Source organism: Kroppenstedtia guangzhouensis (assembly GCF_014637345.1).
Classification (GTDB): Bacteria; Bacillota; Bacilli; order Thermoactinomycetales; family DSM-45169; genus Kroppenstedtia; species Kroppenstedtia guangzhouensis.
In genome coordinates, this window is the sequence record NZ_BMEX01000012.1 from 17,826 (window position 1) to 43,721 (window position 25,896).

At 50.8% G+C, this 25,896-nt stretch carries 19 protein-coding genes; 5 read left to right on the forward strand and 14 right to left on the reverse strand.

Annotated features, from left to right (window positions below):
- Positions 1 to 123: 123 nt before the first annotated feature.
- The 11 genes from IEV46_RS13385 to ilvD form a co-directional block, all read right to left on the reverse strand.
- On the reverse strand, positions 124 to 1,350 hold the full coding sequence (locus tag IEV46_RS13385; protein ID WP_188433061.1) for an ATP-grasp domain-containing protein: 1,227 nt from the start codon (positions 1,348 to 1,350) through the stop codon (positions 124 to 126).
- A complete protein-coding gene (locus IEV46_RS13390) occupies positions 1,325 to 2,377 on the reverse strand; it encodes a PLP-dependent cysteine synthase family protein (RefSeq protein ID WP_188433062.1) in 1,053 nt (350 codons plus the stop codon). Before IEV46_RS13390 ends, IEV46_RS13385 begins: the two co-directional genes overlap by 26 nt.
- A 6-nt stretch (positions 2,378 to 2,383) precedes the next feature.
- Entirely contained in the window at positions 2,384 to 3,892 is a 1,509-nt protein-coding gene (locus IEV46_RS13395) for an argininosuccinate lyase (protein WP_188433063.1), read from the reverse strand.
- Between the two features lie 739 nt (positions 3,893 to 4,631).
- Entirely contained in the window at positions 4,632 to 5,456 is an 825-nt protein-coding gene (locus IEV46_RS13400) for a helix-turn-helix domain-containing protein (protein ID WP_188433064.1), read from the reverse strand.
- A gap of 1,296 nt (positions 5,457 to 6,752) precedes the next feature.
- Complete coding sequence (locus IEV46_RS13405) at positions 6,753 to 7,121, reverse strand: hypothetical protein (protein ID WP_188433065.1); 369 nt, start codon at positions 7,119 to 7,121, stop codon at positions 6,753 to 6,755.
- A gap of 494 nt (positions 7,122 to 7,615) precedes the next feature.
- Complete coding sequence (leuB, locus tag IEV46_RS13410) at positions 7,616 to 8,734, reverse strand: 3-isopropylmalate dehydrogenase (RefSeq protein ID WP_188433066.1); 1,119 nt, start codon at positions 8,732 to 8,734, stop codon at positions 7,616 to 7,618.
- A 32-nt stretch (positions 8,735 to 8,766) separates the two neighbouring features.
- On the reverse strand, positions 8,767 to 10,320 hold the full coding sequence (locus IEV46_RS13415) for a 2-isopropylmalate synthase (RefSeq protein ID WP_188433067.1): 1,554 nt from the start codon (positions 10,318 to 10,320) through the stop codon (positions 8,767 to 8,769).
- Positions 10,321 to 10,351: 31 nt separating this feature from the next.
- Positions 10,352 to 11,359, reverse strand: coding sequence for a ketol-acid reductoisomerase (gene ilvC, locus IEV46_RS13420; protein WP_188433068.1), 1,008 nt, complete (start codon positions 11,357 to 11,359; stop codon positions 10,352 to 10,354).
- 133 nt (positions 11,360 to 11,492) lie between these two features.
- Positions 11,493 to 12,002: an acetolactate synthase small subunit gene (ilvN, locus tag IEV46_RS13425; protein ID WP_188433069.1), complete on the reverse strand. Its 510-nt coding sequence runs from the start codon at positions 12,000 to 12,002 to the stop codon at positions 11,493 to 11,495.
- Complete coding sequence (gene ilvB / locus IEV46_RS13430; RefSeq protein ID WP_373284619.1) at positions 11,999 to 13,720, reverse strand: biosynthetic-type acetolactate synthase large subunit; 1,722 nt, start codon at positions 13,718 to 13,720, stop codon at positions 11,999 to 12,001. Before ilvB ends, ilvN begins: the two co-directional genes overlap by 4 nt.
- Positions 13,721 to 14,403: 683 nt before the next feature.
- Complete coding sequence (ilvD, locus tag IEV46_RS13435; RefSeq protein ID WP_188433071.1) at positions 14,404 to 16,101, reverse strand: dihydroxy-acid dehydratase; 1,698 nt, start codon at positions 16,099 to 16,101, stop codon at positions 14,404 to 14,406.
- Between the two features lie 123 nt (positions 16,102 to 16,224).
- Here ilvD and IEV46_RS13440 point away from each other — a divergent pair, with 123 nt between their 5' ends.
- The 4 genes from IEV46_RS13440 to trhO all read left to right on the forward strand — a co-directional run bounded on the left by IEV46_RS13440 (position 16,225) and on the right by trhO (position 20,875).
- On the forward strand, positions 16,225 to 17,187 hold the full coding sequence (locus IEV46_RS13440) for a bile acid:sodium symporter family protein (RefSeq protein WP_229736120.1): 963 nt from the start codon (positions 16,225 to 16,227) through the stop codon (positions 17,185 to 17,187).
- A gap of 554 nt (positions 17,188 to 17,741) precedes the next feature.
- Positions 17,742 to 18,161 (forward strand): MarR family winged helix-turn-helix transcriptional regulator, encoded by a 420-nt coding sequence (locus IEV46_RS13445; RefSeq protein WP_188433073.1) that lies wholly within the window; start codon positions 17,742 to 17,744, stop codon positions 18,159 to 18,161.
- Positions 18,162 to 18,202: 41 nt separating this feature from the next.
- A complete protein-coding gene (locus tag IEV46_RS13450; RefSeq protein WP_188433074.1) occupies positions 18,203 to 19,816 on the forward strand; it encodes an MDR family MFS transporter in 1,614 nt (537 codons plus the stop codon).
- Between the two features lie 153 nt (positions 19,817 to 19,969).
- Positions 19,970 to 20,875 (forward strand): oxygen-dependent tRNA uridine(34) hydroxylase TrhO, encoded by a 906-nt coding sequence (trhO, locus tag IEV46_RS13455; RefSeq protein ID WP_188433075.1) that lies wholly within the window; start codon positions 19,970 to 19,972, stop codon positions 20,873 to 20,875.
- Positions 20,876 to 21,146: 271 nt separating this feature from the next.
- Here the strand turns inward: trhO and IEV46_RS13460 are convergent, their stop codons facing one another.
- Positions 21,147 to 21,599 carry an Hsp20/alpha crystallin family protein gene (locus tag IEV46_RS13460; protein WP_076524680.1) on the reverse strand — a complete coding sequence of 151 codons (453 nt, stop codon included), beginning with the start codon at positions 21,597 to 21,599 and terminating at the stop codon, positions 21,147 to 21,149.
- Between the two features lie 966 nt (positions 21,600 to 22,565).
- Positions 22,566 to 23,414 (reverse strand): M55 family metallopeptidase, encoded by an 849-nt coding sequence (locus IEV46_RS13465; RefSeq protein ID WP_188433076.1) that lies wholly within the window; start codon positions 23,412 to 23,414, stop codon positions 22,566 to 22,568.
- Between the two features lie 433 nt (positions 23,415 to 23,847).
- On the opposite strand from IEV46_RS13465, the gene IEV46_RS13470 reads away from it, so the two are divergent.
- A complete protein-coding gene (locus IEV46_RS13470) occupies positions 23,848 to 24,420 on the forward strand; it encodes a hypothetical protein (protein WP_188433077.1) in 573 nt (190 codons plus the stop codon).
- Between the two features lie 796 nt (positions 24,421 to 25,216).
- Here the strand turns inward: IEV46_RS13470 and IEV46_RS13480 are convergent.
- A complete protein-coding gene (locus tag IEV46_RS13480) occupies positions 25,217 to 25,891 on the reverse strand; it encodes an ABC transporter permease (RefSeq protein ID WP_188433078.1) in 675 nt (224 codons plus the stop codon).
- Positions 25,892 to 25,896 lie beyond the last annotated feature (5 nt).

Here is a 25,896-nt window from a genome sequence, read left to right on the forward strand (position 1 = left end):
AAGCCGTTCACAGGGAGGGTTGGGTTTCACATGGAGTGATTTTGGATCGTAAGAACAACGAAAAGGTCATGTGAAAACCCAATCCCGACCGACCTGGCTAACACTCATTTACAACGCCTTTAGCTACAATACCTTTAAAGAAATCATGTTCGACACCTTATGTAAGCGTTCAACCACCTGTTCGTAAGACTGGCCGCTGACGATCACATACCCGAGACGATCCGAAAAGCTTTTTGGTGGCTGTACAGCTTGTCCGATCTGCGCTTTTACCACGAATTCTTCCACACCCTGAATTTTTCGCACCGCTTCCAGGTTGTCCACGGAGGATAGGCGGCCTCCCTCTTTAGCAACGATAAAATGAATGCCGGAATAGCCTGTAGGCTCAAGCTGCTCCCACTTGGGAGCCACACCTGCAGCACAGAGAACCTGCTGCTCAATCAGATCCATTCCGGTTGAATGACATACCAATTCCGGTATCATTCCCCCAGCGAGTCGGGCGTTGGTTTCGATCATGACACATCCCTTCGGTGTCCACTTCACTTCTGAATGTGATGCCCCAAACTGAAAATTGACTGCCTCCAATGTTTGTTTCACTGTCTCCTCAATTTCCTGCTTCACATCAGAGGGAAGCACCGCCGGAAAAACATGCCCCGATTCGACAAAATACGGGAACCCGGTCAGCCGTTTTTCAGTAATCCCAATACAAATCGATTCCCCTTGCCATGAAAACATCTCCACACTGTATTCCGGCCCCTCAATATACTCTTCCAGCAATACTGTTTGAGATGTCTTCTGCCCGCGTACATTACGTTCGTTTTGTAAAATTTTAGCCGTCTGCTGTTCCACTTCCTCCCAACTGAAACACAGGCGAACGTTATTCGAACCACTGTCATCAGCTGGCTTGACCAAACAAGGGAGATGGACGGACTGGCGTGTTTTCTTCAGATCCCCCATCGAACGAACCACCTTGAAATGGGGCTGTCGTATACCTTGTGATTGGAGCTTTTCACGATACAGTGCTTTGTTCCGACACAAATGGATCGCCTGAGGTGAGTTGCCTGTTAACCCAAATGCCCGTATCAGATTGGCGGTAATTTCCAAATAATAATCACTTGTCGTTAAAATCCCGGCAATCTCTTCCACCTTTTCTTGTGCTACACAGAGCTTCAATTCATTGATCGAATCCGTGTCAGTCACAATCACGCGGCATTCTGACTCCAACAGTCCATCATAACGACCCGCCTTCTGTGTCAGAAACACCGGTTCAAAACCAAGTTTTCTCGCCTTATCAATAGCCAACATGCCTGTACCTGTTGTATTTCCTTCAACGAATAATAGTTTTTTCTTCATGCGGATGTACTCCCATTAGTGTTGTATATGACCAAGAGGAGACCTCACAATCCAATTCGACACGCTGCGGTCCTTCGGAAAAACGGAGCGCCGAAAGTCCGTGATCCTTGCGATACTGATCACTGTAGATCGTATCAGTGTAACGATCACCACGATCCGGAAAAATCGCCACAATGTTACAGTCTTCGGAAACCTGACCCGCAAGCCACCTGGCAACTGCATACACTGATCCAGAGCTGTTACCTGCAAAAATTTGTTCATTATGGGCGAGTTGCAAGGTTGCAGCAAAAGCTTCTTCATCATTTAACCAATGAACTTCATCTATGACGCTGAAGTCAACATTGGGGGCAATCAAACTATTGCCCAACCCCCCCTGTAAACGGCTCGGCCGATCGGGTTGCCCAAAAATAACACTCCCTGTGGCATCGACCGCCACAACTTTCAAATCTGAATGGACCTGTTTCAATGCACGTGCAGATCCGGACAAAGAACCTCCACTTCCGACTGAACCAACCAGAATATCAATTCGTTCCAGATCGTTCATCAACTCCATCGCCAACTCTCGGTATGCGCGCGGATTTTCCGGATTCTCATACTGACGGGGCCAAAAAGCACCTGGATACTCCTCCATCAGTTTATTCAGAAGCTCCAGACGCGCACTTTGCCATCCGTGTTTTCCCATTTCTTTCACAACATGTACTTTACATCCGAGTGATGTCAGCTTCGCATAAGTAATGGAGTCGATCCGCGGATCAGTTACAATGTGTACCGGGTGTCCAAGTTGCCTTCCGACAAGTGCCACTCCACAAGCCATTGTACCGGAAGAGCTTTCGATAATCGGCATATCATCCTTTAATTCCCCGGAGGATTTTGCTGCAAGAATGGTTTGCTTGGCCACCCGATCTTTCATTCCGAAGGGATTCATCAATTCGAGTTTGGCATATACCGAAGCAGCCGAAGAAGTGTTCAAGCGCAGCTTGACCAACGGCGTGTTGCCTATTGCATCTATCATATTCTGGTACAACACCTATATCTATCCCTTTCCGTTCTCTGTAGGGGCCAATTCATGCAAAAGTTGTTCCCGCCTTAAATCTGCTGCCCGTAATTGAGCCTGACGTTCTCCTCGTTCCTCTTCGAGATTTTGTGCTCGTTCCTTTTGTGCCAAGAGCAATTCCGATACCTTTTCCGGATGAGTGGAGCCATCCGATCTCTTCGTGTACAAACTTCCCTGAACATCGAATGCATCCGTAAGCATATCAGCTAAGCCTGAGACATCAAAACCTTCCTCCATACATTTTTCCTTGAGTAACTGTGGATTGACTTCCATCGGGGTCAATCCGAGTTGAGTCGCATGCATAATGTACCGGCCCACAATGATCTGAGATTTTCGGTAGGGAATGTTCGCTTCCATAGTCAGCCTGTTGGCAAGGGTGAATCCGCCAAAGAAATCACGCTCGCAAATTGCAAGCATTTCCTCTTCTTTGAAACTTAAATGGTCTGTTACCAGAGTCAACAGGCGGAGAAGTGACTTGGCGTTTTGAAACAGCACTGACAAATGGGTACCCGCCTCTTTCGATACTTCAACCAAGTTGGTGAAGGATGTGTTGCGTTGTCCCAGCACCATATCCATATGAAATGCAGACAAATGGGCACTCTTCCCCCGAATGCGCTCTAAAATAGGGAAATTTTTCTTCTGAGGCATTGCGGAAGAAATACCCGACAATCGATCCGGTAAATCAATAAAATTCATTTCACTGCTGCCCCATTGGATTAAGTCAGTCACAAATCTGGAGATCAAAACTGAAAAGACGGATAACTCAGAGGAGATCCGAAGCATCCATTCGCGGGACGCAACAGCTGTAAGGGCATTTGCACGAGGTTGTCGAAACCCCAACAATCGGGCAAGCAGATCGCGATTCCAGTCCAGTTCAACACCAGACATCGCTCCTGACCCCAAAGGACATTGGTTTAATTCGTCATATACCTGTATCCAGCGCGACAATGTTTGTAAAAGCTCTTCATTAATGGCGGTTAGATAATAGCCCGGCGTAATAATTTGTGCTGTTTGGTAATGTGTGTATCCTGGCATGGGTATCTCCCGATATCTTTCGGCCAGCATATGTATTGATTTTATCAACTCCCGCAAATATTCCATTAACGACATCCATTGCTTACGAGCAGACATCACCTGGGCACAGGCTTGAAAATCATTACGGCTTCGATCCATATGCCAACCCGGTACCGGGGAAGAAAGGGAAGACTCCACCAGACGTTCAATCGCAAAAGCAATATCCGACATGTTTTGTTCTGGATCCGCTATCATCCTGTCGGGGTTAATCGACTCCAGTGAACGGGAAATTTCCTGTGCTTCTTGTTCGTTGATCCAACCCATTCTTACATATTCCAAGAGCATCGCTTGTTCAATCTGAATATACATCGGCAGCAAGTACTCAACTTCATATGTAAATTGTGGCTTTAAAACTTCTTCATCCAGAAAATGAGCAGGTGTCTCCAAAATACGTCCCGTTAACATCTCTCTCATCCGAAAATAAACCCTTCTTTCAACTAAATTAATATGGTTTATCTTTAGTGATGGGAAGTTAATAGAAAGGAAATAGATGGTGTGATGTGTGATTTATGTGGATTCCAATGGCCATTAGCATGAACTATTCCTTTTACATCATCTAAGCCTTTCTTATCCTACCTATTTTTTATGTTTCTATGATATTTATGTTTGTCTTCCATCTCTATTTTATATCAAGAATAGAAATGCATTTTATCCTAAATTGCTTTCTTTTATGACTTATCGCAACAAAAATAATAGGGGAAATTATTCCGTATATATAGGAGGTTTGAAGAATCACACATTATAGCAGTATCAACAGGCTACCTCGATTTTCTTTTGTTCCTGTAAATTTCGATACTGGTGGAAGATCCTCTACCGGATGATGATACTTCATCCTTCAACAAATCCAAGGTCCAGTCCTTCGAGGCTCAATGTATCATCGGAAAGTGTTGTGATTTAGCGATTTCTGAGTCGGTCGGGATGGGGGCGCATGGAGTATCTTTGGCTCGTCAGAACTTTTGACGGAATGCGCCTCCATCCCTGTGACCATTAACGACATGGTATGGAAATCACAGTAAAGTGAGGATGTTCTCTCAAAAGAGTACAATTCCTCGCCTGGGGTCGCTTTCGCTCCCAGCCGAAGAATCACCACCCTTCCCTCACCCCAGGAAGGAGCACCAGCATGGTTCTGCGACAGGCCGCATGATTCCGCTTTTCAAGAGTGATACCGGTTCAACGTTCTATGTATGAGATAAGGAACCGAGATCGATATCGGTGGATCTGTCTGGAGTGCCTCTCTTAAGATTAAAGAAGTATTTCCAAAGGCTTTTCCGCCCTTAATACTGATTTTTCCTTCATTCGTAGATCTGAGCACATGATTAGAAAGTAAATAATATAACGGATTTCTGCTCCAATGAAAAGCTGCTGATATTAAATAATATTCTCCATCCGGAACATCCAGTTCACGAATAGCATAAAAGCCCGGCTTTCTAAGAATTGTACAGGCTAACGGTTCTCCCTTTGACTCGAGGGACGGAAAAAGTCCGATCAGAATGATTCCCTTGAAATCCGGAGGTCCAAAAATTTCACCTTGAATACCAACTTCCCTTTTCCGATCGTTTAATGGGTTGTCCGAAATGATCCGCAATTTATCTAAATCTGGGAGAACCTGATTTAGGGATTTTCGGAATTGGGAGGGATTTAGTCCTACATATGCTTTAAATCTCCTGGAAAAAGTAGCTAGGCTGACGTATCCAATCTGGGAACTGATATCTGATATATTCAAAGTTGTTTTAAGTAGTAAATGCTTCGCCTTCTCAATCCGTATCGAAGCTAAAAATTGACCAGGTGAAATCCCGGTTTCTTTTTGAAAAATTCTCTCGAAGTGATAGAGACTGTATTGGGCACAATCCGCCAATTCTTGAACCGTAAGTCTGCGGTTATATTCTTTGTGCATTACTTCGATGACCCTTCGTATAGCTTCATTATGCTTGTTGGAAGTATGCTGATTATATACCGCAACATTTTGAGAGTTGAGCATTTCAATTAATGACCTCCCTGGTTGTTTGTACTCAAATAGGATTCAATATTCCATTGTCCGTTCTTGCCATTTGTGCCTCGTTCTTTAGTTCTTTTTACAGAATATTACGAATTATGCATAAATGGGGTCTGTTGATTATCCGCTTTTTTGATGTGGAATCGTACCGTTGCGCCCCATAAGGGTACAAATCTCACACCTGGAGTCGCTTCGCTCTCTGATTGATTGTACGATGCCACCTCCACAAGGATGTAATAACCGACCACTCCGGATCTGACCGTCGGTAGGGAAAAGCCTTATGGAGGCATCACAAAGAAGAATGTTGTTTTTAAGCCCTCCGTAAGACTTCTCACTGAGTGAGATGGTAACCTTCATCCCAGGGTATCAGCCCATTCGAATGGGTATGCCTATGGTACAAAGGTCTCTTGGGAAACACATGCCTCCCTTCCCACACCTGTGATCCGGTTCATTCATATAAACTGTATTTGTTATTAATGTTAATAAATAGTTGTTCGAAACGATGTAAGTGCGAACATCGTGTCAATGGAACTCCCTCGTTTTGATTTTTCTATTAACCGTTTCACTCATCCAGAAGCGTTGTGATATAGTGTTTTCCAAGGCGGTCGGAATGGGGTTTCTCATTCCGAGCAATAGTTTTGACGAGCCAATGACGCTCCATGTGAAACCCACCCCTCCTGTAACATATTTTTCACAACGTTTTTAGAGGTATAATCATCTATTCAACTTAAATATAAAAACTCCTTTAAATAAACAGATCCGGTGATTTATTCTTCCCCCCTCAACAGAGTCCGCCCTCGATGATATAATGGAGATGCAACCACATCGGAATGGATGGAGGGAACCCTGTTGAATCCCATGCGTTGGAGTCTCTTTTTGTATGTGGCTTTGATCGTGGGATTGATCTACAGCTATATCAGTGGATAACTCTCTCCTCAACGCCTCTCCCTCATGGGAACAGGCGTTTTTTGCAGAATGGAAAGGGGATCCGAAGGATCCTGTCAAAATCGATGGATTAAATCCCAACTCCTTGCGCTCCGCTCTTTTCCACTTGTGTTCTATAGGGAGTCGAGGGTGTGTACTACCCTCGACTCGGCTGCCTAAAAAGGCGTAGCCGAACCCGTTTCGCCTTGTGGGGAAAGCCGCTTGGAAAATCCCACGATCCTTTGCCTTATAAGCAACACTTGGGAATGGATAATTGACCGGAAGGGGTCAGTCATAAAAAAAACCGCCCATCGTATCATCGGCGGGGAAGGTGAATCCTTTCCTTATATATATCGATCAGCCTGTTTCCATCCCCTCGATCCAGTCGTGGGGATTCACTTTCAAATGGGCGATGCAAAGGTGGGAAGTCGGTTTTTCCTTGAAGTATTGTTCCAATCCTTCCTGTACCAGGGGCATCGGGGAGAGAGTGTTCCCTTCCCGGGCATAGCGGGTCATCTCCAGTAAGGATTGATAGAAACGAAGATCCTCCCGATTGTCACCGCAAGGACAAGCGACTCTCTCCAGGTGGAGGGTGAACAAATGGACGGCGCGTTCCAGTTCAACTTCCACCTTCTTCACCAAGTCCATGTCCCAATATTCGTGGTAAAGGGCCTCCAGAGCATTCAATCCGTGGAAGTGGGCAAGACGTCCATGGTTGTTCGGCACTCCAATCACCCTCCTTTTGTACAGATATAATATCGAAATGTGATTTATATTGATACAAATATTCTCATTATTATATTGATAAACTGATAATTAATCTCGTTTTGAGATATAAAATATTTTCAGAGCAATACTTGTCGATAATCAGGGTAGCCTGATTCCCGCCGTTCCTGGAGTCCGGACTCGACAAAGCCTTAGAGCCCATAAGACCCTTTTTTAATCGATGACTATACGGAAAAAGATCTTCTCTCCCTTCAGATAAAAAACACCTTCAATAAATGAAGGTGTTCATGCGACGGATCCAACCATCCACATGGAGAACGCTCTCCCATGCATGGCACAGGAATGTTTTTCAGCTGTATCTATGCGATGGTTTTCAGGACACCCATGGGCGGCTCGGACTTTTCCGGGTTTAACGGAAGCCTCCCCCAATCAGTGAGGGATCTTCATGGCAGAAAGCTGTCGATAAATCGATACCTCCTTTACTGCGCCCACTGTCACATCATCGCTTCCAGCGGCACCTTGGGCTCCCGTGAATGTTTTTTCAATTCTTCCACCACCCGATCCCCAAACTGATCAGTGGAAAGAGCCAGATCTCCCACAGCAGTCACATCCATGGTCCGGGCGCCACTGTTCAGGACTTGGATGACGGAGAACTCGATCGCCCGGGCCGCTTCTTCATCACAGAAGGAATGGCGAAACATCATGGCCACGGATAGAATGACAGCCGTGGGATTGGCCACCCCTTCCCCGGCAATGTCGGGGGCGGAACCATGAACCGGTTCATACAGTCCGCGATTTCCTTGTCCCAAACTGGCCGAAGGAAGCATCCCGATGGACCCGGTCAAGATGGCTGCTTCATCGCTTAGAATATCTCCGAACATGTTTTCAGTCACAATCACATCAAAGGAAGCGGGGCGGCGGATCATCTGCATGGCACAATTATCCACCAACATATGCTCCAGTTCCACATCGGGATACTCCCCGGCCACCCGCTCCGCCACCCTTCGCCACAGTCGGGAGCTCTCCAGCACATTGGCTTTGTCTACGGAAGTCACTTGATTGCGGCGCCCCCGGGCCAGCTCAAAAGCCCTCCGCAAGATCCGCTCCACTTCATCCTCCCGGTAGACCAGGGTATCAGTGGCTTCCATTCCTTCCGGTGTCTCCTCGGTGAATTTTTTTCCGAAATAAATCCCTCCGGTCAACTCCCGCACCACCAACAGGTCCACCCCCTCCAGAACTTCCGCCCGAAGGGAGGAGGTGTTCTCCAATCCCGGAAACCGCTTGGCAGGGCGTAGATTGGCGAAGAGCTCCAACTTCTTGCGCAAGGATAGGAGAGCCTTCTCCGGACGGAGTTCCGGTGGATTCCGGTCCCAGCGGGGCCCGCCCACGGCCCCCAACAAGATCGCATCGGCATCCAAGCACATGCGGAGTGTCTCTTGGGGAAGGGGTTGTTTCAGACGGTCGATGGCACAACCCCCGATCCAACCGAAGTTGAGATGGAACCGATATCCAAACTGCTCCCCAGCCTGTTTTAACACCTTGACCCCCTCTTCCACAACCTCCGGTCCGACTCCATCCCCAGGCAACACCGCAATCTTCCGTTCCTTCTCCATCCTCTCCAACCTCCTCGCTCTTCTGTCCCGGGTCAGGACCCGGAGGATGCCGGGACCGTCTCCCTTTTCCGTTCAACCACGCGGACCGCCAACCGGTTGACAGCGTGGATATAAGCCCGGGCGCTGGCTTCCAGTACATCGGTACTGACCCCGCGGCCCTGAACAGTGCAATCTCCTTGCCGGAGTTTGACAAAAACCTCGCCGAGGGCATCCTTTCCATGGGTCACAGAAGCAATCTTATATTCCTCCAAATGCATCACCTCTCCCGTAACCCGATCGATCGCCTTAAAAATGGCATCGACAGAACCATTGCCACAAGCCGCCTCCTCCAACGCCTGCCGACGACGAAGGTCAAAGATCCGGACCGATGCAGTGGGAACGGACCGATTTCCATAGGAGAGCTGAATTGTTTCCAGGGTGAAAATCTCTTCTTCCCCACCCCATTTCTCTTCCACCAGGGAGACAAGATCCTCCTCTTCCACGTTCTTCTTGCGATCGGCCAGTTCCTTGAAGCGGATGAACAGTGAGTTGATTCTTTCCTCCGGAAGACGATATCCCATCTCCCACAATTTATCCCGGAAAGCGTGACGCCCGGAATGCTTGCCCAAAACCAGTCGGGTGGCTTCCAACCCCACGGTCTCCGGCCGCATAATTTCATAGGTGGAGCTGTTTTTCAGCATGCCGTCCTGATGAATTCCCGATTCATGAGCAAAGGCGTTGGCACCCACCACTGCTTTGTTTCCCGGAACTGGCATTCCGGTCAGTTTGCTGACCAGGCGACTGGTTTTTGCGATTTCCCTCAGGTTGAGCCCCGTCACCACCTGAAAGTGATCCTCCCGGGTGGCCAGGGCCATGGCCACCTCTTCCAAAGCGGTGTTACCCGCCCGTTCGCCAATCCCGTTGATCGTTCCCTCCACCTGTTCCACCCCAGCTTCTATCGCCGCCAGGGTGTTGGCTACCGCCATCCCCAGATCATCATGACAATGAGCCGACAGCTTCACCTTTTCGATCCCCCGCACATTCGCCTTCAGATACTGAAAGATCTCCCCGTATTCTCCAGGAGTGAGATAGCCGACTGTGTCCGGAATATTGAGCACATCCGCGCCGGCGGGGATGACCCTCTCCGCCACTTGGCAGAGGAATTCCTTCTCGGTCCGACCCCCGTCTTCCATGGAAAACTCCACATGGGGGAAATATTTCTTGGCCAACCGGACCGCAATCTCCGCCTTTTCCAGCACCTCATCCCGGGTCATGTTCAACTTGTATTTGCGATGGATGGGTGAAGTTGCGAGGAAGACGTGGATCCCTGGGTTTTCCGCTCCCCGCAATGCTTCCCGGGCCTTCTCAATATCCCCCGGCACCGCCCGGGCGAGGGAGACCACCGTCGCTTCTTTGACAGCTTCCCCCACCTGACGGACCGCTTCCAGATCTCCCGGAGAGGCCGCGGCAAAACCGGCTTCCATCACGTGGATCCCCAATCGCTCCAGTTGAAGGGCGATCGCCACCTTCTCCTTTGCATTCAGGTTTACACCGGGGGACTGCTCCCCATCCCGCAACGTCGTGTCAAAAAACTGGACCCTTCGCACTGCCGCAACCTCCCTTTTCTCCGATGGTTCCTTACGGCTTCACCGTTTCCTTTTGATCCAGCCAGGAAAAAGTCTTCCGCAGTTTTCCGCCCACCTGTTCGATCAAGTGAGTCTTCTCCGCTTCGGCGATTCGGTTGAACTCCGGCCTTCCCTCTTCATTCTCCCGGATCCATTTTTTAGCGAAGGTGCCGTCCTGAATTTCCTTCAACACTTCTTTCATCGCTTCCCGGGAGGGCTTACCGACCACCCGCTCACCACTCATATAATCCCCGTATTCCGCAGTGTCACTGATGGAATAACGCATTCCGGAGAGACCTCCTTCATACATCAGATCAACGATCAGTTTCAGTTCATGGAGACACTCAAAGTAGGCGATCTCCGGCTGATATCCCGCCTCTGTCAGGGTTTCAAATCCACTTTTCACCAGCTGGCTGACTCCGCCGCAGAGAACGGCTTGCTCCCCGAAGAGATCCGTCTCTGTCTCCTCTTTGAACGTGGTCTCAATTACGCCGGCCCGGGTGGCTCCGATCCCTTTGGCATAAGCGAGCCCCAATTTCGAGGCCTTCCCTGAAGCATCTTGGTGAACTGCGATCAGGGCGGGCACTCCGAAGCCTTCTATATATACCCGACGAACGAGGTGACCCGGCCCTTTGGGAGCAATCAGGACCACGTCGACATCTTCCGGAGGATCGATCTGACCGAAGTGGATATTGAAACCGTGGGAAAAGAACAAGGCTGAACCCGGTTTCAGATGGGGGGCCACCTGATTCTTATAAACTTGAGCCTGCACCTCGTCGGGCATCAGGAGTTGAACCACATCCGCCTGTTTCACCGCCTCATCCACAGGCAAAACCTCAAAGCCATCTTGTTCCGCCTGTTCCCAAGAGCGGCCTTTGCGAAGACCGATCACCACATGGACCCCGCTGTCCCGCAGGTTTTGGGCCTGGGCGTGACCCTGACTGCCATAACCCACCACTGAAACCGTCTTTCCCTTCAGGTGTCCGAGATCCGCATCGCCACAGTAAAACACGTTTGCCATGATTCATCCTCCTTAAAAAATAGGGGTTGGATAACGGCCGAAGCCGCCACGATGCTTTTATCAATTTTAGCGTTGTTGTGTTAAAGTGAAGGGGTGTACATGTCCCCTCCCTTCCGCCACCCCAGGGGGGGAATCAACCATTGGCGGTGAGAGCCATTCCTGCCTTGTTCATCCCCCGGGAGAGTGCAGTCACCCCGGTTCGGGCCACCTCTTTGATCCCGTAGGGTTGCAAAAGCTCCATCAGAGCTTCCAATTTGGGTCGTTCCCCGGTCGCCTGCACGATCAGGCTTTGGGGCCCCACATCGACGATCGAGGCGCGGAAGGGTTCGATGATTCCACTGATCTCCATCCGCGTCCCCGGGCCGGCCCCCACCTTGACCAGGAGCAATTCCCGCTCCACTGCGGAATGGTCACGAAGATCCTGAACCTTGATCACATCAACCAGCTTGTGAAGTTGTTTTTGAACTTGTTCCATGGTCTGTTCATCTCCTCTGGTGGCAATCACCATACGTGACAGACCCGGTTCCTCCGACTCGCCGACACTGATGCTCTCAATGTTGAAATTACGACGTCCGAGAAGACCCGCCACCCGAGCCAATACCCGGGGTTGATCGTTGACCAGCACAGACAGGATCAGTCTCATGACTCCTCCTCCCCCATAATCATTTCGTCCAGACCTTTTCCGGGGGCCACCATCGGATACACATTCTCCTCAGAATCGATGCGAAAATCAACGACGGCGGGTCCCGGATGAGACAGCGCCTCTTTCCAGACCCGGACAGCTTCCTCCTTGTTCTCCGCCCGCCAAGCTTTCACATGGTAGGCTTCAGCCAGTCTGACAAAATCGGGGCTGTCGGCCAGATCCACCTCACTGTACCGTTTTTTGTAGAAAATCTCTTGCCACTGTCGAACCATTCCCAAACATCGGTTATTGAGCACCGCCACTTTGACAGGGATGTTGCTGAGGGCGATCACCGCTAGCTCCTGGGAGGTCATCTGAAATCCTCCGTCTCCGGTAACACTGATCACTGTGGTCCCCGGGTGGGCCAGTTGGGCACCGATGGCGGCGGGGAAACCGAATCCCATCGCCCCAAGCCCTCCTGAGGTGATAAAGGAACGAGGCTTGGCGAAGGGAAAATACTGGGCCACCCACATCTGGTGTTGACCCACATCGGTGGTGACGATGGCGTCCCCTCCCGTGCTTTCATAGAGGTGACGGATCACCCACTGGGGTTTCAACACTTGATCAGAGTCCCGGTATGTGTTGGGTTTTTCCCGACACCAAGACTGAACCTGCTTCACCCATGCCTGCGACCGGGAGCGGGGAAGCCCATCCAGCGAGGCAGATAATGATTTTTTCACATCCCCCACAATCGGGATATACGTATCCACGTTTTTTCCGATCTCCGCCGGATCGATATCTATATGGACAATCTTGGCGCCGGTGGCAAATTTGTCGAGGCGTCCCATGGTCACCCGATCGTCAAAGCGGGCTCCGATTCCAATCAACAGATCACACTCAAGGAGGGCATGATTGGCGGCATAGGTGCCATGCATCCCCGGCATTCCCAGCCACAGAGGATGTTTACCGGGAAATCCCGCCAAACCCATCAGGGTGGTCGTCACAGGAACCTGGGCTTTCTCGGCGAAGGTGATCAACTCCTTCTCCGCACCGGAGCTGACCACCCCTCCTCCCGCCAGGATCAAGGGCTTTTTCGCCTCTGCCAGTGCCTGGTGCAACCGGGTGATCTGCAAGGGATGCGGATCGGTTTTGGGTTGGTATCCCCGGATATGCACTTGCTCAGGGTAGTGATAATCTGTTTTTGCATTGGATACATCCTTAGGGATATCGATCAGGACCGGACCGGGTCGTCCGGTGGATGCGATGTAGAAAGCCTCCTTCACTACCCGGGGTAGATCCCGGACGTCAGTGACCAGGTAGCTGTGTTTGGTAATCGGCATGGTGATCCCGGTGATATCCGCTTCCTGGAAAGCATCGGTACCGATCAAGTTTTGGTTTACATTGCCTGTAATACAAACCAACGGAATTGAATCCATCTGGGCATTGGCAATTCCGGTCACCAGGTTGGTCGCTCCAGGCCCCGAGGTGGCGATCACCACTCCCGGATTTCCCGTCGCCCTCGCATATCCCTCAGCGGCATGAATCGCTCCCTGCTCGTGACGGGCCAACAGATGTTTCACGGCCCCGTGATAAAGAGAATCGTAAATGGGCAGCACTGCCCCGCCCGGATATCCGAAAATCACCTCCACTCCCTCTTCGATCAGACATCGGAGTAAAATCTCAGAACCAGAGTACTCCCGCTGTAGCTGTGTCAAATCACCACTTCTCTCTGCTGGCATCGCCAACCGTTGGGCCATCTTAATTCCTTAACCTCCTTCATTGAAAAATAAAACCTTTCGCCATCAACCCATGCAGACACAAATCCTGTGACTACGATCCTGGTTGATTGGGGCGAAAGGTTTCGCGGTACCACCCAATGGTTGCCTCCGCCTCGCGGCGGACGGCCTCTGTGAGTGCCCCGGCACCAAACCGGGTTCACTCCATCGGATAACGGCGACTACCGGATGCGTTCTACTCGGGGATCACCCCTTTCGACGCACGGCTCCAAGGTGAGATCACCGACCCTGCCGCGATTCCGGTCTCAGCTTTCCGGAACTCTCTGTGACACGGGGAATGGGGGCGAATGCCTCTTCACAGCCTTTGTCTCAAGATATTCCCTTTTCTGAAACAAATCACTCAAATGACTAGATGGATATAAACAAAACCTCCGGGCAGGTCGTACCCGTTTCCATTTCGAATCGGGCAGGACCTGCCGCAGAGGCTTTTATCCTCACGGTGTACACCGGTGAACCGGTGTTGATGCCGCTCGGTCGCAAGACCCCGTCGTCGACGGGCGGAACCCTAGGCACCCTCCTACACTGGTGTGAGACACGATCATCCACTTGGATGAGGTGTTTCAATTATTTAGCTGCTATTATAATCAGGTCTCGATTTCGTTGTCAACCACATTTTTGTTCACAATTTATAAATCGGTGACTGCCCCCGTGGAAGCCGAGGAAACCAGGCGGGTATATTTTTTCAAAACGCCACGGGTGGCCGGCAGCGGAGGAGCTTGCCATTCTTGGCGGCGGCGGTTCAGCTCCTCCTCGGACAATGCGACGGAGAGTTCTCTTTTGACACTGTCAATGGTGATCTGATCTCCCTCCCGAATGAGAGCGATGGGGCCGCCCACTTGGGCTTCCGGTGCGACATGACCGATGACAAAGCCGTGGGAACCACCGGAGAAACGACCGTCAGTGATCAAAGCCACCTTTTCCCCCAGCCCTTTTCCGACCAGAATTCCCGTGATGGAGAGCATCTCGGGCATGCCGGGCCCCCCTTTGGGACCCTCATAGCGTATAACGACCACATCCCCTTCCTGAATCCGGTCATTCAAGATCGCCTCCGCCGCATCTTCCTCGGTATCAAACACTCTGGCGGGTCCAGTCAGACGGCTCACCTTCAGCCCGGATACCTTGGCTACGGCCCCTTCGGGAGCCAGATTTCCCTCCAGCACCACCAGGGGGCCCGTCTCCCGGAAGGGATTGTCCAAGGAACGGATCACCTTTTGTCCTTCCTTCAGAGGCGTTGCCTTCGCCAGATTTTCCGCCAGTGTCTGCCCTGTCACCGTCAGGCAGTCCCCATGGAGCAGTCCTGCCGCCAACAGTTCCTTCATCACCGCGGGAACGCCCCCCACCTCATGCAAGTCCTGCATCACATAGCAGCCGCTGGGTTTCAGGTCAGCGATATGAGGAACCCGCTGGCGGATACGTTCAAAATCGTGAATGGTCAGGTTCACATCAACGGCATGGGCAATCGCCAACAGATGGAGGATCGCATTGGTGGATCCGCCCAGTGCCATCACTACGGTAATCGCATTTTCAAAAGCTTCTTTGGTCATGATATCACGAGGGTAGATCCCCTTTTTCAACAGTTCCACCACCGCTTGTCCCGCCCGCCGGCAATCCTCCCGCTTCTCATCGGTTTCAGCCGGATTGGAGGAGCTGCCGGGAAGACTCATGCCCAACGCTTCAATGGCGGAAGCCATCGTGTTCGCTGTATACATCCCGCCGCAGGAGCCCGCTCCGGGACAGGCATGACATTCAATCCGGTGCAACTCTTCGTCACTGATGGCCCCTTGGTTATGCTGACCCACCCCCTCAAAAGCGGATACCAGATCGATATCCTTGCCATCCAGCTTGCCGGGACGGATCGTCCCACCATAGACAAAAACCGCCGGAATCCCAGTACGGCCGATGGCGATCATACAACCTGGAATATTCTTATCACAGCCTCCGATGGCCACATAAGCATCCAAACGTTCCGCCCCTACCACCGTCTCAATGGAATCGGCGATCACCTCGCGGCTGGGAAGGGAATAACGCATTCCCTCATGCCCCATGGAGATCCCGTCGGAGACGGTGATTGTATTGAATATGAGGGGCGCACCCCCACTTTCCCGGATACCGTCCCGGGCCCGTTGGGCCAAGGTTCCGATATGGAGGTTGCAAGGGGTGACTTCACTCCAGGTACTGGCGACACCGATCATCGGCTTCTGAAAATCCTCGTCGGTGAAACCGACAGCCCGGAGCATGGCTCGGTTGGGTACGCGGCTGGTCCCTTCACTGATCACCCGGCTCCGGATCCGCAAATCCTTCCCGGTCTCCCTTTTCGTCGTCATTCAAAATCCCTCCTGTTTCCCCTTGACAAGATGATTGTGAAACAGTGTATAGTATTTTTTAAACACTGTCACGACCTATTTCGTATTTTCCATTTATTCCGTCGAGGAAAGGGAGGGAGCCTCTTGCAGGGTTGGAACCAAGCCAGTCGCTTCGCACAGCAGTCCTTCGCCCTCTGGGTTCTGGTTTTCGCCGGCACCGCCTGGATGTTTCCGGAAATCTTTCGATGGATCGGCCCCGCCGTCACTCCGCTCTTGGGAATCATCATGTTCGGAATGGGACTCACCCTGAAAGGAGAGGATTTCCGGCTGGTCTTCCAGCGACCCGGACCGGTGCTGGCAGGAGTTTGCCTCCAATTCATCATCATGCCCGCCACTGCCTGGATCGTCGCCACTTCCTTGGGACTGCCCCCGGAATTGGCCGCCGGAGTGATCCTGGTGGGAGCTTGCCCCGGCGGGACCGCCTCCAATGTGATCGTCTATCTGTCCAAGGGGGATGTTCCCCTGTCTGTCACCCTGACCAGTATCTCCACCCTGCTGGCCCCCCTGATCACCCCTTTCCTCCTCTGGTCCTTGGCCGGTTCCTGGTTGCCGGTGGACTTTGGATCGATGGTCCTGTCCATCCTGCAGGTGGTGATTCTCCCTATCTTTCTGGGATTGTTGATCCGCAGATTCTTTCCCGTGGTCGTCCAGCGGGCTACAAAGGCCCTTCCGCTGATCTCTGTCACCACCATTGTCATCATCGTAGCCGGAGTGGTGGCACTCAATGCCGACAGCCTGGGAAAAACAGCACTTCCTGTGATTCTGGCAGTCATTCTGCACAACGCCCTCGGCCTGCTCCTGGGGTATTGGGGCGCCCGGATCCTGAAACTGGATGAGCCCCGCAGCCGGGCCATCTCCATCGAAGTCGGCATGCAGAACTCCGGGCTCGCTGTCACCCTGGCCCTGGCCCACTTGAATCCGATCGCAGCCCTTCCCGGAGCCATCTTCAGTATCTGGCACAATATCTCCGGCCCTTTCCTGGCCACATATTGGTCCCGGAAAAGTCGCAGGAAAGCGGCGCGAACCAAAGCGGCGCCCACCGGCTGACTTTTCCCAAAGACGGCTAGTACTACTTTGAGTGTTGATGAATTTTATTCAAGAAAATGTCGAATATTGTCCCAAGTCAATTGAAAACAGACGGTGATTCTGCATTTGGAGCTCGCTCCACACCCACAATACAGACTATGTTCGACATCGATTGACACTCTTTAAGTAAGGCTCAAGGTAGTACTAGCTAGGGATCGCCAAAACTTTGGCGCCGGAATGTGAAATCTCATCCCACCGTCCAAGAATGATTTAAATCACAACGCTTCTTGTGAGATGATACCTGATCTTCCTTTTCTCCATTGTTTTGCGGCAACCCATTTAGTATGCTGAAGATGAAGCTGATCCCGCTGCTCCGCAAGCGATCTCTCCCATTCCTCGCCCTCCACTCCGATTCACAAAGTCTCTCCCGGATGGACAGTCTGGTCGGCAGAATCCTCTCTATTCCATTTATTGGATATTTCATTGACAGATTGATTCATTGGGTGTAAAATTCGATTCATTAATATTTCACTATATGAAGTAATTTCACATCAACCCAGTCAGGGGTGATTTTTTTGTGCAACCGCAGGGAATTGAGCAACCAACTGGAACGGGAGTTTCGACAGATTTTCCGCGGGATGAAGCGGGAGGTACACCAGATTTTGAGAGAAGAGATGAACGGCAGCGAATTTGTTTTTCTCAAGTATCTGGCCACCCATGACCCGCAATCCCCATCGGATCTGTCCGCTGTGCTCGATGTTTCCGCCAGCCATGTCACACAGGTGACAGACAGCCTGGTCAAAAAAGGATGGGTCCGTCGATGTCGTTCCCCGGTGGACAAACGAGTGATCGAACTGGAAATCACTTCGGAAGGTTCTGAAGTATACAGCCGGATGGAAGTTAAACGAATGGAGTATTTCCATCAAAAATTCAGCTCCTTCACCACGCAAGAGATGGAGACTCTCCTACGGCTGTTTCAGAAGCTCAGTAACTAAATTTATATGGGCCTCATGGGCTCCTGAAGGGAGTTAGATGCATGGAGCACCTGGATATGCGAAAAAAAGTGACTATTATGCTCGCTATTATGGCATCCATGCTGTTCGCCAGTCTGAATCAAACGATTGTGGGGACCTCACTGCCCCGCATCGTAACGGTTCTGGGGGGGATGGAGTACTTTAACTGGGTGTTCACCATCTTTATGTTGGCATCCAGTGTTACCGCCATTCTGGTGGGTAAACTGTCGGATATCTACGGTCGCAAGATCTTTATCTTGACCGGATTGGGAATCTTTATGGTGGGATCTTTCTTGTGTGGAACCGCCGGCAACATGATTCAGTTGATCATTTACCGGGGAATCCAGGGCTTCGGCGGGGGGATGATCATGTCCACCGCCTTCACCGCTGTCGGGGACCTGTTTTCGCCCCGGGAACGGGGACGCTGGCAGGGTCTGATGAGTTCCGTCTTCGGTTTGTCCAGCGTACTGGGACCCACTTTGGGGGGATACATCGTGGATCACTTCGACTGGCATTGGGTGTTTTGGATTTTTCTGCCTGTCGGTTTAGTCGCTTTCTTCCTGATCCTCCGCTTATTCCCCAGTGCGGAGACCGGCGAAAAAAAACGGATCGATTACTTCGGATCGCTGTTTCTGACCTTCACCATGATCCCGATGTTGCTCGCTTTTTCCTGGGCAGGGGAGGATTACGCCTGGACCTCCTTTGAGATTTTGGGTCTGTTTGCAATCTCCATCGCCGCCCTGACTGTCTTTATCCTGATTGAAAAACGGACGGAAAACCCGGTGCTGCCCCTCGATCTGTTTAAAAACAAGATCTTCACCTTGTCCAATGTTATCGGTTTTTTGATCGGAATCGGCATGTTTAGCGCAATTATGTATATGCCCTTTTTTATACAGGGAGTGATGGGAACCTCCGCTTCCAAATCGGGTTTTGTCATGATGTTTATGACTCTCAGCATGGTCTTTTCCAGCACGATCACGGGACAAGTGGTCACCCGTACCGGCAAATATAAAAAGCTGGCCCTGGCCGGGGGACTGATCATGGGCATCGGAATGTACCTCCTCAGTGCCATGGATACAGACACCTCCAACCGGATGGCCGCAGTCAACCTTATCATCGTCGGACTTGGTCTGGGAATGGCTTTTCCCATCTTCAACTTGACCGTCCAAAACGCTGTCTCTCACAGCAACCTGGGGGTGGCCACCGCCTCTATTCAGTTGTTCCGTCAAATGGGAGGAACCGTCGGCGTCTCCGTGATGGGGAGCATCATGTCTTACCGGATGGAAACCAAACTGGCAGTAGGAGAGACTACCCCTCCCGCCAACACTTTTTCCGGGTTGACAGATAAATTGAAGGGATTGGACCCCCAAATTCTTCTCTCCCCGGAACAGTTGGAACACTTGCGCTCTCAGATTCCGCCGGAGATGAGCGGAATATTTGATCAGATGATCCATTTTCTGAGGGAAGCCATGAACTTTGCCCTCTCCGGAGTCTTTCTCAGCGGAATGGGAGTGATGTTCCTGGCCGTCTTTCTCACCCTCTTCCTACCGGAGATCCCGCTTCGGACCAGCAACTCTGAAGGAGAGAGTCCGGAGCAGAACCCTTCCTCCAGCGCCGACCTTCAACCGCAAAAATGAAGCTTCACCCCCTTTTTGACAGCAGGAAAATTGCTTGAAAGAGACCTTTTATAGTTTCCCCTCCAGAGGGGATCATGGTGTAAAATAGATGAGAAAAGCCTGTGATCCCACCCGGGAAACACCTAGGGGGATTGGTGAAAGGGAGTGAATCACGTGTCGAATCCCAACCGAAGAGCTTCCGAAGAAGCTTATCAGGTTTTATTATATTACCAATACGTCCCTATCAAAGATCCACAAAACTTTGCCCAGGAACATCTCGCTTTCTGCCGGGAACTGGGCCTGAAGGGGCGCATCCTGGTGGCGGAAGAGGGGATCAACGGTACCCTTTCCGGAACCGTTCCTGCCACGAAAACTTATATGGAGACGATGCACGCAGATCCCCGGTTCCGCAAGATGGTTTTCAAAGTGGACTCTCATGACGGACACGCTTTTAAGAAGATACATGTCCGTCATAAACCGGAACTGGTTACATTCCGTGTCAAAAAGGAGCTGGACCCCAATAAAAATTCGGGAAAACGCCTGACACCCAAACAATTCCGGGAAGCGATGCAGGAAGATGATGTCCTGATTCTGGACGGTCGAACCGGTTATGAGTATGATCTCGGTCATTTCCGAAACGCCATACGCCCCGATGTCCGTTCCTTCCGGGAGTTCCCCGATTGGATTCGGAAAAATCTGTCCTCATACAAAGATAATAAAATCCTCACCTACTGCACCGGGGGGATCCGCTGTGAGAAGTTGACCGCCTTCATGCTGGAGGAGGGGTTTCGCGACGTCTCTCAGCTGGAAGGTGGAATCGTCACCTATGGAAAGGACCCGGAGGTAAGGGGGGAGGGTTTCGAAGGTAAGTGTTTCGTCTTTGATGAACGCCTGTCCGTACCGATCAACCGAGTGAAGGAGACGATCGTCGGCAAATGTTTTCACTGTGGCGGTCCAACAGAGCAGTACATCAACTGCGCCAACGACCGCTGCCACCGCCTCCATCTGTGTTGCCCGGATTGCGAAGAGGAACACCGGGGTTTTTGTTCCCCCTCCTGCAGGATCAACTCACCTGCCTGAACATGCCATTTCACCCGTCTGCGACGGGTTTTTTTGTTTTTTTCTCCGTGACAGGATTGTGGATCTTTCCCGAACCTCATGCCCACACCTTGAATTCACAATAAAGATCGCAATCCAGATTGGATTGCGATCAGGGTTATTGATGAACCACATTTTGGATGGGGAGATCGTGTTCACCCACGCTCCGATTTCACTCACAGGCACAAGCCACGCCTGGTTCGCTTCGCTCCGGGTCTCGCGATGACTCCCTCAACCATCCACTTTCTGGCTTTCAGTGTCTGTTAATCTGAATCCTCCGCGGCTCCCGTGACTGATCTTTCGGCACACGGATAAAAAGAACCCCGTTCTTCGCATCGGCGGTGATTCCTTCCACATCTACATTGTCCGGCAAAGGGAAGGATCGCTGAAAGGTGCCGTAACGGCTTTCCACCAAGTGGTAACGGCTGTCTTCTTTTCGTTCCTCCCTCCGTTCCCCCCGGATCACCAGAGTGTTCCCCTGGACCTCAATTTCTATGTCATCCGGCTCCATTCCCGGCATCTCAGCTTGGATGACATAGTGATCCGCCTTCTCTTCCACATTCAAAGCCGGCAGGAACCTCTGCCTCCCAAACTCTTCTCCGGGAAACAGCGGTTCATTGAAAAAACGCTGAAATGAACGGTCCAACTCATGTCGAAACCGGGTCACTGGATCGTGATGACCTTCATAGCGCTCCAAAAAGCCCATATCTACACACATCCCTTTCACAGTGTTTACGTGATATGGTGCATCAAAAGAGAGCTATTTATAAGGAAAAGTGAGGACAGGGAAAACTCCGGGCCACTTGATTCATTCTCGGAGCGGACTCTGAAATGATTCATGCCAATCATTTGCGGGTCTGCCGGTGTTTTATTTTTGTACCACTCCATCTCGATGATCTCCTTTATGGAACTTTTAACCCTGTTTATATAGCGTTGTCCAAGTAGCCAAGGCCTTTTCCGACTTTTCATATGATAGAAAGACAGTTAAACTTCTTTCCAGTATTATGAAAGCACCTTAGTGGAGCGGAATAAGTATGGATAAAACCCATTTCGGTTTTAACAAAAGGACAGGAAAAAATCGGTCTACTGAACCGAATAACTCCCTTATTGGCTGGCAAACCTCAGGTAAACGAGACAAGGGTTACGGGATCATTGGAGGGCCGGGACAACCGAGCGATAAAAAAAAGAGGAAGGGTTTGATTATGGGTATCTATCGAGGGCAAGCAATTGAAAGTATGTGAAGATCCCGCCGAAGGAAGATCAAATCCGCAATCAGGTATTGGAGAAGTTGGCAGCAAGGACTTTGTCTTGTGATGCAGACTCATCCAAGCAGGGACCGCCTGATGAGGTTCCTGTCAGAGGTTTGCCGCCGGCTTCCTTCAGATTCCACGTCGCCGTGGACACCCTTACCTTCAGCTAACGGCTACTGCTGCCTTCACCGCTCGGGACTTTCACGCTATAGAACGTGCCCATGCCGGGCGCGCATCAGATCCACATCCTCAACGGATGTGGATCCCTTTCTTTGTTTTGATAAAAAAACACCGGAAATTCTTTTCATCAAAAGAGAGCCTTTTTATAAGGGAAGTAAGGATGGGGGCTTCCGTCCTAGAATGTGCAAAAAAGACATCCACCGATTGGGTATCTCTTTGAAAATGGACGGCATACTAGCCTCTCAAGCGTTCACCTCTCCGAGAACACCCCGCGTGGCCGCCATCCCGATGATCACGCAGGCCCACATCTGCTTGTAGGCGGTAATGCAATCTCCGGCAGTGAAACGGATCGTCTTGGGACCGATCAGATCCACTCCCGGGATCGTGGTCGTCATCAACGCTTGGTTGGTCCCGTGAAAATCGATCTCGTAAGTGACCGGCCCCTCCACGACCCAAGGCTGGATCCACTTCCTTCCTCTCACCGCTGCCTCCGCCTGCCGACGAATCATCTGACGGGCCTCCTTCAGAGGAAGAAGCCGGGCCGCCAGACGATCCACCCCCACCTTGACCACAGCTGTGTGGACCCCGGGAGCAAACCGCCGCACCTCCTCGACAACCACATCATCCCCGGTGACGAGCAGAACGGGCACCCTGTGGAAACCGGCCACACCAGCGTTCATCTCCGCCTCACCGACAGGCTGCCCATTGATGCGAATCTCGGCAACACTGCCCCCGGATAAGGTGTGATTGATCACCCCCCGTTCCGATCCCCCCTCCCGGCCGTGGTATCCGACGAAGAATACCCCGGCGAAGGAGTCATCTATCCCCTCCATCTGACACATCACCCGATTGTTCCCTGAGATCAGCTGTGCCCGGGGGTCCAGTTCCTCAATCAGGATATTGGACATATTGCCATGACCGTCACAGACGACTACCTCTGTCGCTCCTCCGGCAAAAGCCCCTTTGATCGCTGCATTGACATCAGCGGTCATCAGCCGCCGAAACCGCTGGTACTCGCTCTCCTTCTTCAGCTGCATGTTAGCCGCCACACCGGAGATTCCCTCCATATCGGCGGAAATGTAAATTTTCAAGACTGCCTCACCTCGGTTATTTAATATTCAATGTATAATTCTCCACAGATGATCTATAATCCCTTATCAAATTTCTTCAGTACCTTCACGAACTGAAGAAAAGATGTAGAGAATCGATGGTTGAAGAGGTTCAGAAAATGGAGACATGCCCTGTCGTTGTAAGGACGTGTGAGCAAACTGTCTTCGTTCGACCTCCAGTAGCGTAAAAAAACCGGAGACCGACAACAAATTTAAAAACGGAAATTCCAAAAGGTTATACAGGGCATATTGGAATATCCTCTGTTTAGATGCTTTTGTGCCAAAGCCAATGACACTTGATTTGCAAAAACCATTGTGATAATGTTGGCTTCGTCTTGGAAATTTTATAGGTTTTAAACGTCCTATTAGGAATTGAAACTGGATATGGCAAATAAGACAAAAAAGGTTGGTGTACATGTTGCAAAAAATTTGTTTATCATTACTGATAACCTTATTGTTGGCCGGTTGCATGAACTCAAACGGGGATGGTGATTCGCACAAACCGAAACAAGAGCAACCAACCAATGCGGAATCTTCAAATGATCAGGAGAGTGAAGATCAGACAGCAACCGAGGAGCATGAAGATCAGACCGCAACGAACCCCTCCTCCGACCCGAATAAAAAGGAGAATTATCCCTGGTGGCGTCATTCCGTTCAGGAACATGAAAAAAATTTAACCTTTGTCGACCATCACACAAAAGGCTCCAATGGGAAATATACTATCGATCTGACTATTACCTGTCCGCCTGAATATAGATTTTACTATGATCTCATTGTGGTGGATTCGAACGGCAAACATGAAGTGATCAAAAAGCGCGAAGTCTCTTTACCGCCAGAAGCTTCATACCGGCCTGAACATATTACATTTTCCATTTCCCTTCCCTCCCGTCCGCCGAAAGAAGGGCTCGCTTATGCTGTCCTGTATAAACTGGACGAAAATGGGAAGCAATATGATGCGATTCAAGTAAAACTGGAAATATGGGAATAAACATATCACAGCAAAGAGAAACATCCTGACATACCAATAGCCTTGGATTGCTCAACACTTCGATATCCCAATCAACATTACTTTGGCAAGATTCCAAAAAGGGGAATGAAAAAGCCGCACCTCTGATATCTCAAAGGCCGCGGCTTTCTGTACGGTTTAGATCTGATTATACTTCCATAATAATTGGCAAAATCATCGGACGACGCCGCGTCCGCTCAAACAAGAACTTGCTTCATGCATCCCGGATGCTTATCTTGAGCGAAGCCACTCCCTCATCAAGTCTCCCTTTCTAACATATCTATGAGGAAAACCGGGTAGGGATCACTCCCACCCGGCTGTTCTCATTTCACCTTTTCAATTTTTCAACCCCTTTTTGACTGCATTCACGACATTTTGGATCTTCCCGGTACGCTCCCCTGTTTGCCGTCCACCTTGACCCGATGAATGTCGTCTTCAGGCTTCGGCGCGGGATTCAGTCGGACATTCTGTTCCTGTTGCTGTTTCGTCCAGGTGGGTGGTTTGGGTTCTGCTGTCGTCTTTTTCTTCAGCCCCGGCGCCTACGCCAACCCCTCAGCATGAGCTCGGTGACCAGCGCGGAATCTAAGGGTGGTTTGGTATGGAGCGTCTTTGGCTCATCAGAACACCTGAAGCGGAATGTTTAGCCCAATCCCAACCGTTCCGGCCAGCACTCAATCACAGCGCTTCTGGCGATCTGTCTCATTGCCAAATGACTTTTCCGGCAAAAACAACCCCTGTTTGGGCTTGTAGTATGGATATGCACATAACTTTATTACCATCAAGCGGAGGTTCTTATTCTTCTCATAGCTTTTGCATCCACCGGCGACAGCCAACGCTCCAGCCGCCCCATGACGACATCCGCCACCACCGCCATCAAAGCGGTGGGGATGGCTCCCGCCAGGATGATGACCGTACCGTCAGTCACATTTGTCCCCCGGACGATAATTGAACCCAGACCCCCGCCTCCGATAAACGTTCCCACTGTGGCAATCCCGATGGCAATCACGAGGGCAGTCCGGAGACCGGCCATGATGACGGAGAGGGACAGGGGCAATTCCACCATCCGCAGGATTTGGAACTTGGTCATGCCCATGGCTTCTCCGGATTCCAGCAGGGCATGGTCCACATTGCGGATCCCTGTGTAGGTGTTTTTAATGATCGGCAACAGCGAGTACAAAAAGAGTGCAACCACCACGGTATTGGCTCCCAAGCCCATCACCAGCATCAGAATGGCCAACATCGCCAACGCCGGAACGGTTTGAATAATATTGGCCAGGGACAGCACCCAACCGCTCAATCGATGATAACGGGCAATCAAGATTCCCAGGGGAATGGCCACAATCGCCGCAAATAAAACTCCGTATGCAGACATCAGAAAATGCCGGTAAAATTGCTCCCACACGTATCCCGCGTTTTGGGTGTAATAGGTCCACACTCCTTGTATCGTTTCCAACAGCC